Origin of the sequence: Anaeromassilibacillus sp. SJQ-1 (assembly GCF_046693725.1) — a bacterium.
Classification (GTDB): Bacteria; Bacillota; Clostridia; order Oscillospirales; family Acutalibacteraceae; genus Anaeromassilibacillus.
Window position 1 is genome coordinate 150,946 of the sequence record NZ_JBKEIV010000034.1, and the last position, 12,298, is coordinate 163,243.

Genomic DNA, 12,298 nt, shown 5'->3' on the forward strand with positions numbered 1-12,298 from the left:
GTGTTATGGTGGGACAAATCTCCCACGTACATAGCGCAATAAAAAACCGGTTGAAAACCGGTCATCAAAATCAATATAATAGAACTTGCTCGGTATTCCTTACGGACTTTACTGCCGATAGCGCTCCATCATAAATCTATGATGACAGTTGCAGCGTTCTTCACTCTGCCCCCAGAAGAACGCCGGCCAAACGCCGCTCTCCTTCGGCGGTTTTCCCTTTCACAGGCGTTCCCGGGCTTTGGCACCCTCCCGCGTGATACTCTTTAAAACCGCACCTCTATCCATCTATTCAAATTATCATCATCATACCATGGGTTTTTAGGGTTGTCAATTTATTCTTTGTTAAAGTTTTTCCTCGTTCTTTGTATGGCGGAAAAGAATGAGAATTTATCAATTTTAGGAGAACATAAAATGGAAGAAATGAAACGGAATTGGAGCACACATGACTTTTATTACGATCTTCCAAAGGAACAGATCGCTCAGACGCCGCTGGAGCCGAGAGATTCTTCGCGGCTGCTTGTTTTACATAAGGACACAGGTGAAATGGAGCACCGGCATTTTTTTGATATAATCGATTACTTAAACCCAGGGGATTGCTTGGTTTTAAATGATTCCCGTGTGCTTCCAGCGAGGCTTTACGGAATCAAGGATGGTACGGGCGCCAAAGTGGAGTTTCTTCTGCTGACGCACCGCGAGGGGGACATTTGGGAAGTGCTGGCAGGACCGGGTAAGCGTGCAAAACCTGGAACGCATTTTACATTTGGCGACGGCTTGTTGCGTGCAGATGTGTTGGAAGTTGTAGAGGGCGGCAATCGGATTGTTGAATTTCATTACGAAGGAAACTTTTACGCGATTTTAGATCAAATCGGACAAATGCCGTTGCCCCATTATATTACGGAAGACCTGAAGGACAAGGAACGCTATCAAAACGTTTATTCCAAAGAGATCGGTTCGGCTGCAGCGCCAACGGCGGGGCTTCATTTTACGCCAGAACTCTTAGAGCGCATCCGAGAAAAAGGAATCAAGACGGCTTTTGTGACGCTGCATGTAGGCTTGGGGACATTCCGCCCGGTGACGGTCGAGAATGTTTCAGAGCACAGGATGCATTCGGAACATTATGCGATAAGTAAAGAGGCAGCCGAACGCATCAATGAGACCAAACGCCACGGTGGCCGCGTGATCGCTGTTGGAACCACAAGCTGCCGTACTTTGGAATCCGTCGCATTAAAGGAAGGTTGTATTCGAGAGAGCGCCGGATGGACGGATATTTTTATCTATCCCGGCTTTCAATTTCAAGTGCTTGACGGCTTGATTACCAATTTTCACCTGCCAGAAAGTACGCTGATTATGTTGGTCTCAGCCCTGGCAGGCTATGACCTTACGATGCAGGCCTATCATACGGCAGTAAAGGAAAAGTACCGCTTTTTCAGCTTTGGTGATGCGATGTTTATAACAGGCAGGATGCCAGAGCGTAAGGAAGGGGACAAAAAAGCCCAGTTCTAAAAGTACTTTTTTGGGGATACGTCCAAATAATAAAAGAGCCTGTGGATTCCATTTGACAATGAAATCCACGGGCTTTTTGTCTTTCTCCGCGAAACACAGGGATTATATCCATTAAGCTGTGCCATTACGGTTCCAACCGCGGCTGTTTTCTCGGACGGTGACGAAATCTTTGTAGATACCACCTGCCTGTATGAGCTCTTCATGGGTCCCGGACTGGGCGATTTTACCGTTGGCTATGACAAGAATTTGATCGGCCCCCCGGATCGTGTTCAGACGGTGGGCGATAACCAAGAGCGTCTTGCCCCGACAGAGTTCATTGATAGCCTCCTGGATGTAACTCTCATTGTCAGCGTCCACACTGGCAGTTGCTTCATCCAGAATTACAATAGGGGCATCCTTTAAAATGCAGCGCGCAATCGAGATCCGCTGTTTCTCTCCTCCGGAAAGGGTCTCGCCGCCCTCACCGACCATCGTTTCAAATCCATCGGGTAAGGCCATAATGAAATCGTAACAGCGCGCTTTTTTGGCTGCTTCCATGACTTCTTCGCGTGTAGCATCCGGACGGCCCATACTAATGTTATTATAAATGGTATCTTGAAATAGATATACTCGCTGAAACACCATACTGATATGATTCATCAGATCGTTCAACTTGACATTTCGGACGTCCTTACCGCGAATCATTACTTGACCGGATTGAACATCCCAAAAACGGGTTAAAAGGTTGGCAATCGTCGATTTTCCTCCACCCGAAGGACCTACCAAGGCGATCATTTGGTTCCGCTTTAGATCGAAGGAAATATTGTGCAGTACCTCTTTGTCCCCATATGCGAAGCGGACATCTTTGAACTGAACCTCCGGCGTTTTACTTTTCTCGGGAATCCGATCCGCGCCGTCATCAGGGAGTTCTTTTTCGTGGAATACCTCTTCAATACGATCCATGCAACTGTTCATTACCGTCAAGCGTGTGGCTTGCCCATATAATGCTTTCAAAGGACCGAAAAGGTCGAAAACAAAAAGCATGATGCCAACTAGGAACGTCACATCCAATAGAGCTTGGCTGTTGAGAAACATAGCAACAGCGATAATCGTTGCTGCTCCAAGCCCATAGACCATATTTAACCAGCGTTGCCAGGGGGCATGATTTTCCTCAAAACGGAGATTGGTTTCACAGCTTTGCCGGAAATTTTCGGAGAGTTCCTTGGATTTTTCTCCCAATAGATTATAGGTCTTGATGATACTGATGCCTTCGGTGAAATCGAGAACTGCTTCGGTTAGATTCTCGCTTTGTTCTTGGCGGGTGTAGGAATCTATAACAGCCTCCTTTTTCATGCCCTTGGCGACCAGCAGAATGACCAATAAAATAGCAAGGCCAGCAAGGCCAATCCAAATGTTGAAAAAGAACAAAAAGACCAACATAATTGCTTCTGCAAAGATATAGCTCATCATGTCGGCAAGGACGGTCATACAGTTTTCTTCGATAAATACCATATCGGTGGACAGAACAGAGCTGATTTTTCCAATGTTGCCTTCGGTGAAATACCCCATGGGCATCCGCCGCAGATGGGCGCCAAGCTCCATGCGCATATCCGAAAAGACCATAAATCCAGCTGCGGATTGTAACCGATCTGCAATGTGATGGAAGACAACCTGCAACAGGACACAGGCGACCATTGCGATTCCATACCATAGGCACAGTTCCTCTGTAATAGTATTTTCGTAAAAGGCAGCAAGCGCCAGGAAAGCCAACATGATGGGAGCCTTGGCAAGGAGGGACTTTAAAAAGGAAAAAATAAACGCAATCTTGATTCGATTTTTATAAGGGCCAGAAACCGCAAGAATTCGTTTCATCAGAGTAATCATTTGTTCTCCACTCCTTTCGCGGTGCTGACTTTCCACTGCGCACTGCCTTCTGCCGCTTTCCAAAGTTTCTGATATTCTGGACAACTTTCCAGGAGTTTCTGATGCGTACCTACTGCCGAAAGTTTGCCGTTTTCCAACACACAGATTTGGTCGGCCCCAACAATGGAATAGAGACGGTGCGCAATGACGATGACGGTTTTTCCCTTGATAACCTCCGCAATTGCTTCGTTCATTTTCTCTTCATTTTCCGGGTCCATAAAGGCAGTCGCTTCATCCAGAACAACAATGGGGGCGTTCTTTAAGATTGCACGGGCCAGCGAAATACGCTGCCGTTCACCGCCGGAGAGCTGTTTGCCGCCGTCGCCAGCCATGGTGTGGATGCCATTCTCCAATCTGGAAAGGAATTCTCCGCACTGGGCCTTTTCAGCCGCAGCCATGACTTCTTCATCGGTGGCGTCCAACTTTCCCAATCGAATATTCTCCATCAGGCTCATATTGAATAGAAACTGCTCCTGAGCTACATAAGAAATCTGGTTATTCAGTGCCTCGATACTCATTTCTCGAATATCTTGCCCTCCAATCCGGATGGAGCCACCGGTGACATCGTAATAATGGACCAACAGTTTCGCTAACGTTGATTTTCCGCTTCCAGATTCACCGACAAAAGCAGTGAGACTCCCTTCTGGAACGTTGAGCGTTATTCCGTGTAGAACTTCGTCCTCCTTGTATGCGAAATGGACATTCTCAAAGGAGATGTTATGGTTTTTCCCTCGGAAAGAATTGTTTGTCTGCTGAAGAGCGGGAGCACTCATCATTTGCTCCAAAGTCGTTATTTTGAAATTGATCTGAGGAAGAGTGGACATAAAACCCAATGCCCGCAACAACGGTGCACCAACGCCAAAGGACATACACAGGACCAGAGCGAGATCCGGCAAAGTAGAGTTCCCTTGTAGTACCAGATAGGCGCCGATTGGGAGGGTAAACAGTGCAACGCAGGGGAGAATGCTATTATACAGGGCCATCCATGGCCAACATACTTTATACCAGGCTAGGGTAAAGTCCCGATACCCGCGGACATCCTTCTCAAAACGGTGGTAGGATTCTCCATCCCGGTTAAAGACTTTCACAACCTCCATTCCATTTATGTATTCAACGATAGTGTTATTCATCTTTTGAGCAGCCGCATAATACTGTCCCATTTTGCTAGTACCTGCGCGGTACATGGCCATCATTGCCGCCAATCCCAGAGGCAGAGAACACAGGGAGAGGAGGGCAAGTTTCCAATCAACAAAAAACATGGCAATAAAAACAAGGGCAGGAACAGCCAGATTCGCAATCCCTTCCGGCAATGCATGGGCTAAAAGAAGCTCGATGGACTCGATGTCATCTATGAACATCTTTTTGATCGAACCGACGCCTTTTTCTTGGATGACACCGAGTGGTTGCTTCTCCAGTTTTCCCTGTAGAGAGATGCGCAAATTCTTCAGGGTATGATAAGCGGACCGGTGGGAGAGGGAGAGCCCCCATACGTAAAATACCGCATATAAAATACCGCAGACGGCAATCGCAAGGATGCGCCAGATCACATATCCAGCGTCGACTGACTCCCGCATGAGCAGGGGGCGTATAAGCTGGTAGATGAACAGAAAAGGAATGACGTTCATCACCATGCCAATCAGCATCGCAACCATGGCAGAATAGGTGGTTTTTCGGTATTCGCCGGCATATTCCAATACTTTTTTAAACAACGTTCCTTCCTCCTTTGCTAATTAGCCTTAGCTAACTTTGCGACAAAAAAGAACCTCTCTTAGGAGAGGTTATGAGCCGGGCTCACAGAAAGCAAATGCTTTTTGCCAGTTAAAGAGATTACACACAATCCGGCAATGGGCTTCAATTTGTTCCCAGGAAAAGTCGTGGATGAAAGGCTCATAAATCGTGGCCCAAAATGCCGAGAGAAGGATATGAAGTTCCTGTTGTGAGATATCTGAACGGCAGAGATTTCGTTTTTGGGCTTCCTTCAAAAAAACGCTGGTTGCCTCGGTTAACATCTCGACCCAATCATGCTGAAAATTGGCATAGGCAGTCCCTTCAGCACATTTGAGCAAAAGGGTAAAACCATCATGCCGTTCATATAAAAATCGGAACCACCACATCATATCTTCTTCGTCCATGTACCATTCTCGGATTAATTCATCATCGGATAAAGCGCTTGCATCTCTGCCACCTCTTTGTTTGGCGACAGCATTTAAATCAGCGACCGTATTGGCAACCACAACACAAAATAGGTCCTCTTTTCCCTTGTATCGCTTATAAAGGGCGCCTGTGGTAATTCCTGCACCATCGCAGATTGCTTTGAGCGAAGTGCGTTCAAAACCATTTGCCAAAAATTCTTTTTTGGCACTTTCGTAAGATCCGCGGATCGATGGAATGATCTGGAGTTGCCAGAGAAACCACTCCTTTCCTATGCTGATAATTTAATTATCGATAATCTAATTATCAATATATCATGCAATCGTTGTTCTGTCAAATTTCTTTACAAGGGGTAACTTTAAAAGCTTTTTTTGAATATGTTTTTCATTTAAAGGATAACAAAAATATCCAAAGATTTGTTGGGAAGACCATTGACAAGGAAACGGGGTATACTATAATTGATATATCAACTGTTGATATATCAATTAGAGGATTGCCAAGAGGTGAAAACAATGGAAAACACATTTTATATGCGGTTATACCGTACATTTCATGCCCAGAGGGGATACCTTCGCTCGCATTTGGGCCTGTCCGGATTGGGAAATGGACAACCGAAGCTGTTGGTCTATTTAGCGGGGCAAGGACCTTGCAGCCAGAGACAGTTGGCAGAATATTTCGAAATTGATCCGGCTGCCGTGTCCCGCATGCTGTGTACGATGGAAAAAAGCGGATTTATAACAAGAGGAATCAATCAGGAGAGCCGGCGAAGCGATCGAATTGAACTTACAGATCAAGGGCGCCGTTATGCAAAAATATGGAGAAAAAACTATCAGGATATGGAGGAGCGGATGCTTAAGGGATTTAGCGATCAGGAGCGGGAGCAATTTGCCGAATATCTGTTGCGTTCCTATCAAAACTTTCAAAACCAAAAGGAGGAACAGGTATGCGAGACATCAAACGACTGTTAAAATACATGGGCCCCTATCGGAAGGATATGGTGATTGGAGCCCTATTGGTTTTGGTGGAGACTTGTTTTGAGCTCGTTATCCCCGTATTGATTGCCGACCTAATTGATGTTGGTGTGGTGAATCGCGATGTCGATTACATTATTTCTAAGGGACTCCAGATGGGGATTTGTGCCATATTAGCGCTGATTACCGGTCTATTATATGCGCACTTTGCTGCACGAACGGCTTATGGCTGGGGTGCCCAAATCCGAGAGGCGCAATATGAGCGGGTTCAAAATTATTCTTTTTCCAATTTGGATCACTTTGATACCTCCTCTTTGATTACGCGCATGACGACGGATGTAACGGTGCTTCAGAATGCAATTAACGGCGGCTTCCGGCCATTGGTTCGCGGCCCGGTGATGCTGATTATGGGAGTGGCGTTGTCCTTTTGGATGAACCCGCAGCTGGCTTTTGTCTTTGTAATCTGTGCTCCTTTGTTGGGGATCGTCCTGTTCTTTATTCTCCGCAAGGTAGGACCGATGTACAGCCATTTGCAAAAGGTGGTAGACCGGTTAAACAACGTCGTCCAGGAGGGGTTAACTGCGATTCGTGCAGTCAAAGCCTTTGTGAGAGGAGAGTATGAAGAAGAGAAATTTCAAAGTGTCAATACAGATTTGATGGAATCCAGCCGGACAACGTTTCATTATGCGGTTTTGAACCTTCCTGCTTTTCAATTTGTTATGTATACCGCGATTGTACTCATCATGTGGTTTGGCGGAAATATGATTTTGGCTTCTACGTTGCAGGTGGGAGATCTTACCGGTTTTTTGAGCTATGTCATGCAAGTGATGAACTCTTTAATGATGATTGCAAATGTGTTTCTACTGCTTACGCGTTCATTGGCCAGCGCGCGCCGTATCAGCGAGGTTTTGGACGAGCAGATTGTGTTGTCCACCCCCAAAAATGCCATGACAGAGGTCCATGACGGGAGTGTTGATTTTGAAAATGTCTCCTTTAAATATCGCGAAGATGCGCAGGAATATGCACTCTCTGGGGTAACTTTGCACTTTAAGCCTGGGCAAACGATTGGAATTTTAGGCGGAACCGGTTCCTCCAAAACGACGCTGGTACAGCTGATTCCACGGTTGTATGATGCTACAGAAGGCGTTGTAAAGGTGGGCGGACGCGACGTACGGGAATATGATCTTAAGGTATTGCGCGATTCGGTTGGAATGATTTTACAAAAAAATGTACTTTTTTCCGGTACTGTGCGAGAAAATTTGCAATGGGGAAATCCGGAGGCCGATGACGACACCCTATGGGCGGCTTGCCGGGCAGCTTGCGCGGATGAATTTTTACAGCGGATACCCAAAGGGCTGGATGCAGATCTGGGCCAGGGAGCCAATAATATCTCCGGTGGACAGAAACAGCGGCTATGTATTGCCCGTACATTGTTGAAACATCCGAAGGTGCTGATTTTTGACGACTCCACCAGTGCGGTGGATACAGCGACGGAGGGAAAGATTCGTACAGCCTTGTCTGCTCTTACCAATGTGACGAAGATCATCATTGCGCAGAGGATTACCTCCGTAATGCATACGGATCAGATTGTCATTTTAGAGGACGGCAAAGTGCACGCTATTGGAACCCACCAGGAGCTATTGGAAACCGATCCAATCTATCAGGAAATTTATCGATCTCAAATGAAAGGGGGAGAGGAATATGGCGGCGCAACAGCTCAGTGCCAAAAAGCCTAAAAATCTCCGCTATACGATCCGCATGTTGTTGTCCTATATGGGGCGGCACAAATTGATTCTCCTGGTGGTGGCGGTTCTGGTAACCATCAGCGCCTTGGCGAATTTGTTGGGAACGTATATGATACGCCCGGTGGTCAATAACCTTGTATCTGGAGAAGTGGATACATTGCTCAGTGGGGTGATATTGACAGCGGCGATTTATGGAATAGGGGCACTCTCCGCCTATGGTTATACACAAGCGATGGTCAAGGCGGCACAGCAGGTATTGTTTGATATTCGCCGGGATCTGTTTGCGCATCTACAAACATTGCCTCTCAAATTCTTTGATACGCAGAGGCACGGCGATATTATGAGCTATTTCACCAACGATGTGGATACGATATCCGATGCGTTAAACAACAGCTTTGCAATGGTTATTCAGAGCTTTATCCAGATGGTGGGGACGCTGGTTATCCTGTTTATCTTGAATTGGCGCCTATCGCTGATCGTTGTGGTATGTTACGCAGCGATGTTCCTTTATATCCGTTTCAGCGGGAAACGCAGTAAAAAATACTATACCCGTCAGCAGGCCAGTCTTGGCGATTTGGATGGCTACATTGAAGAGATGGTCAATGGGCAAAAAGTCGTAAAGGTATTTAATCATGAAGCAGCGAATCTAAAAGAGTTTCAAAAGAAAAACGAGGCCTTGCGTAAAGCGGGTACAGGAGCCCAAAGTTATGCAGCTACAATGATTCCCGCAGTGGTCAGCATTTCCTATATCAACTATGCCATTGTCGCTGTATTGGGGGGAATCATGGCACTACAAGGGACAACGGATGTCGGAAGTTTAGCAAGTTACTTGGTTTTTGTCCGGCAGGCTGCCTTGCCAATCAATCAGTTTACTCAGCAGAGCAATTTCCTTCTGGCAGCTTTGGCAGGCGCGGAACGCGTCTTTAATGTGATGCAACTCAAGCCAGAGATTGACGAAGGGAAGGTGGACTTGGTCAATGTGGAAGAGAAAGCAGGGCAATTCGTTCCCTGCGAAAAAAAGACGGGTCGTTGGGCATGGCGCAAAATGGATGGGACATTGGTTCCTTTGTGTGGCGATGTTCGATTTCAAAATGTCGAATTTGGCTATGAATCCAATCACCCGGTCCTGAAAAACATCACCCTCTATGCAAAACCAGGACAGAAAATTGCCTTTGTAGGCTCTACAGGGGCGGGAAAGACCACCATTACGAATCTGATTAATCGGTTTTATGACGTACAGGGCGGCTGTGTCACATACGATGGGATCGATGTCAAGGACATCAAAAAAGAGGCACTTCGGCATTCCTTGGGGATTGTCTTACAGGATACCCACCTCTTTACCGGGAGCATTGCAGATAATATTCGCTTTGGAAAGTTGGATGCGACCGATGAGGAGATCAGGCGGGCAGCTCGCATTGCCAATGCGGATTCTTTTATTCGACGGTTGCCACAGGGATATGACACCATGGTGACCGCTGACGGCGCCAATCTTTCACAAGGGCAGCGGCAACTTTTGGCCATTGCCAGGGCAGCTGTGGCAGACCCACCGGTACTGATTCTGGATGAAGCAACCTCCTCCATCGATACCCGTACGGAATCTCTGATTGAAAAAGGAATGGATCAGCTGATGGAAGGGCGTACAGTATTTGTGATCGCCCATCGTTTGAGTACGGTGCGCAATGCTGACGCGATCATGGTACTGGAACATGGACAAATTGTGGAGCGCGGGGACCACGAAGATCTGCTTTTGCAGAAGGGGCGATATTATCAGCTTTATCATGGCATGTTTGAACTGAGTTGACAAGATGCGGCCGCTGAGACCATTTCTACGTAAAAAAGCAAACAATTGCATTGTAGAAAATCCTGTGGTTGAATTCATAACAAGGAAGCCATTTTTTTAGAAAAATGTGAACATGAAACAATGTTTGCTGCAATGATACCGACTCCGCAATCAAGAAAAAGAGCGCCCCGAAGCTGACCAATGGCCATGATTCGGGCGCTTCTTTTATCGAATCCATTTAAGATTCGTTTGAATAGCGGTTTACCTATTTTTGCGCTTTTTTTCGAAATTCTCCAGGCAATAATCCTGTGCTCTTTCGAAATAATTCTGCAAAACGGCTGGCACTGGTATATCCTACTGTTTTTGCTATCTGACCGATGTTCAAATCTGTGTCAGAGAGAAGGTGTTCTGCTTGACTTATGCGGGATTACTGGAGATACTCTGTAAGGGTACAGCAATTGTATTGCTTAAAATTTGTTTGCAACTTAGTTTTTCCCATGCATGCGATTTTTCCCAATTGCTCTAATGTGACATCTTGGACATAGTGGCCGTTGAGAAAACAGGCGATAGTTTCCAGCAGCTCTATATCCTGCGGTGAAAAATGCTATTTGTTCGCCTGCCTTTCCTTAGACTTTTTACTCCGCTCAACAATCAGGGTAACTTTTCCCTCATAGAAGAGTTTGGTGGCCGTTCCTCTTTAGAAAAAGTCCAAATGGTACAAAGTTGTCTATTCGGAGTAGAATTTGTGGAAGGTTTCCTGTATGGTTGATAAGGATGGACCAATGTTGATTGTATTGATATGAGTTTTGACGAATAACCAAGAAAGGAAACCCTGCTATAGATGAACTCTTGAAAAGGAATCATCCCACAACGATTGGAATCGATTCAATGACGGATTGGTAATCCATTGGAGATTCGATGAACCGACCAGCGAATTGAACGGTCACGGATGAAGTAGTAGCCAGAGAGATTCACTGATTGACAAATCTATTTATATAGGGATAGGGTAGGGAAATTTTACAATATGCTTTTGAGCGCTTGCTGAAAATGGAATAATAAAAAACAAAGGGGTGTGAGAGGTTGACAGAGACTATCCTGTGGAACAGCTCGTTGATACCAGTGGCACAGAGTGACCGCTGTGCTGTTTTCCAGATGAAAAACGATACAGGTGAAGGCACTATGACCATGTATGACGTATTTCCCGGCGTCATGTTGGCTTACAACGACTATCATATGGAACATTGCGAATCTGTATTTCAGACGCCGCAGGAATTATTTTGTATAGACCATTGCCGGGAAGGACGCTTGGAATATGCAGCCAATGAAAGCGCTTACTCATATGTAGAAGCTGGAGATCTGAAGATGGATTGCCGGTTGGAACATACGGGCCATTTCACTTTTCCACTGTCTCACTATCATGGAATTACGGTAAGTTTTACACTTCCGGAAGCGGCGCGCCGCCTAAAAGAACAGATACAAGATTTTCCGGTAGAACTCTATGCTCTGCGGGAAAAATTTTGCAACGGTGGGCATCCAATGGTCATTCATGGAGCCCCATCCATTGAACATGTTTTTGGCGAGCTGTATGCTGTCCCGGAAAAGATCAAATTGCAGTACTTTAAAATCAAGGTTTTAGAATTACTTCTTTATCTGGAGGCAATTGAATTGCCTCAGCAGAGGGAGGAACACCCCTATTTTTACAAGTCACAGGTAGAAAAGATTAAAGCGATTCAAAGGCAAATGACAGAACATTTGGAGCACCATTATACCTTGGAGGAACTTTCAGAACAGTTTGATATTCCGCTGACGCCGATGAAAAGCTGTTTCAAAAATGTTTATGGAAGTCCAGTCAATACGTATATGCGTGCTTATCGAATGAATCGAGCTGCAAGTCTGCTTCGAAGGGAACGGGAACGCAGTGTTGCAGAAATCGCCGAGTTTGGTAGGGTATGACAGTCCTAGCAAGTTTGCAGCCGCCTTCAAGGCTGTCATCGGGACAAGCCCCCTGGAATACCGGAAAAATGGATAGTTTTATGTAATAAAAAGATGGATAAAAGGCCCCTCTTCATGACAGAAATCGCATGAAGGGGGCCTTGTTTTGTATACAGACCACTCACAGAAGGTTTTCATTCCCGACGAAATGGAGCAGAGTAGTCCAACAGGAGCGGAAAAGACGATTGTAATCTTCTATGATAAAAATAATCCGCAAAAGTGGATGAATATGTTGTATGAAGGGAGTCTTTGAC

Annotated in this window: 9 protein-coding genes, 1 pseudogene and 1 riboswitch; of the genes and pseudogenes, 6 read left to right on the forward strand and 4 right to left on the reverse strand. The window is 45.9% G+C overall.

The annotated features are described in order from the left end of the window. Window positions 1-110: 110 nt before the first annotated feature. Window positions 111-288, reverse strand: a riboswitch (Lysine riboswitch). A 123-nt stretch (window positions 289-411) separates the two neighbouring features. Continuing rightward, window positions 412-1,503, forward strand: a complete 1,092-nt coding sequence (queA, locus tag ACGCCZ_RS08255; protein ID WP_411655763.1) for a tRNA preQ1(34) S-adenosylmethionine ribosyltransferase-isomerase QueA — start codon at window positions 412-414, stop codon at window positions 1,501-1,503. A 111-nt stretch (window positions 1,504-1,614) separates the two neighbouring features. Here the strand turns inward: queA and ACGCCZ_RS08260 are convergent, their stop codons facing one another. From ACGCCZ_RS08260 to ACGCCZ_RS08270, 3 genes are all read right to left on the reverse strand, one after another. Then, window positions 1,615-3,366, reverse strand: coding sequence for an ABC transporter ATP-binding protein (locus tag ACGCCZ_RS08260; RefSeq protein WP_085532461.1), 1,752 nt, complete (start codon window positions 3,364-3,366; stop codon window positions 1,615-1,617). Beyond that, window positions 3,363-5,114, reverse strand: a complete 1,752-nt coding sequence (locus tag ACGCCZ_RS08265; protein WP_054322973.1) for an ABC transporter ATP-binding protein — start codon at window positions 5,112-5,114, stop codon at window positions 3,363-3,365. The genes ACGCCZ_RS08260 and ACGCCZ_RS08265 overlap by 4 nt, the downstream gene beginning before the upstream one ends. Window positions 5,115-5,183: 69 nt before the next feature. Further along, entirely contained in the window at window positions 5,184-5,750 is a 567-nt protein-coding gene (locus ACGCCZ_RS08270; RefSeq protein WP_411655764.1) for a TetR family transcriptional regulator, read from the reverse strand. A 318-nt stretch (window positions 5,751-6,068) separates the two neighbouring features. On the opposite strand from ACGCCZ_RS08270, the gene ACGCCZ_RS08275 reads away from it, so the two are divergent. From ACGCCZ_RS08275 to ACGCCZ_RS08285, 3 genes are read left to right on the forward strand one after another with little or no spacing between them, the layout of a single operon-like run. Beyond that, window positions 6,069-6,524, forward strand: a complete 456-nt coding sequence (locus tag ACGCCZ_RS08275) for a MarR family winged helix-turn-helix transcriptional regulator (protein WP_054322972.1) — start codon at window positions 6,069-6,071, stop codon at window positions 6,522-6,524. Continuing rightward, entirely contained in the window at window positions 6,500-8,263 is a 1,764-nt protein-coding gene (locus ACGCCZ_RS08280) for an ABC transporter ATP-binding protein (protein ID WP_054322971.1), read from the forward strand. The genes ACGCCZ_RS08275 and ACGCCZ_RS08280 overlap by 25 nt, the downstream gene beginning before the upstream one ends. Then, entirely contained in the window at window positions 8,229-10,073 is a 1,845-nt protein-coding gene (locus ACGCCZ_RS08285) for an ABC transporter ATP-binding protein (RefSeq protein WP_054322970.1), read from the forward strand. Before ACGCCZ_RS08280 ends, ACGCCZ_RS08285 begins: the two co-directional genes overlap by 35 nt. A 244-nt stretch (window positions 10,074-10,317) precedes the next feature. Here ACGCCZ_RS08285 and ACGCCZ_RS08290 read toward each other — a convergent pair whose 3' ends face one another. Next, window positions 10,318-10,473: a helix-turn-helix domain-containing protein gene (locus ACGCCZ_RS08290; RefSeq protein ID WP_082402035.1), complete on the reverse strand. Its 156-nt coding sequence runs from the start codon at window positions 10,471-10,473 to the stop codon at window positions 10,318-10,320. A 731-nt stretch (window positions 10,474-11,204) separates the two neighbouring features. On the opposite strand from ACGCCZ_RS08290, the pseudogene ACGCCZ_RS08295 reads away from it, so the two are divergent. Together ACGCCZ_RS08295 and ACGCCZ_RS08300 are read left to right on the forward strand one after the other, a co-directional pair. Then, window positions 11,205-12,081, forward strand: a pseudogene (locus ACGCCZ_RS08295) (helix-turn-helix domain-containing protein). A gap of 69 nt (window positions 12,082-12,150) precedes the next feature. Beyond that, window positions 12,151-12,297, forward strand: a complete 147-nt coding sequence (locus ACGCCZ_RS08300) for a hypothetical protein (protein WP_153802337.1) — start codon at window positions 12,151-12,153, stop codon at window positions 12,295-12,297. Window position 12,298: the final 1 nt, after the last annotated feature.

Bases quoted from the DNA above. Each gene is read 5' to 3' on its own strand.
- ACGCCZ_RS08280 (WP_054322971.1), top strand. From the start codon at position 6,500: ATGCGAGACATCAAACGACTGTTAAAATACATGGGCCCCTATCGGAAG.
- ACGCCZ_RS08260 (WP_085532461.1), bottom strand. From the start codon at position 3,366: ATGATTACTCTGATGAAACGAATTCTTGCGGTTTCTGGCCCTTATAAA.
- queA (WP_411655763.1), top strand. From the start codon at position 412: ATGGAAGAAATGAAACGGAATTGGAGCACACATGACTTTTATTACGAT.
- ACGCCZ_RS08275 (WP_054322972.1), top strand. From the start codon at position 6,069: ATGGAAAACACATTTTATATGCGGTTATACCGTACATTTCATGCCCAG.
- ACGCCZ_RS08285 (WP_054322970.1), top strand. From the start codon at position 8,229: ATGGCGGCGCAACAGCTCAGTGCCAAAAAGCCTAAAAATCTCCGCTAT.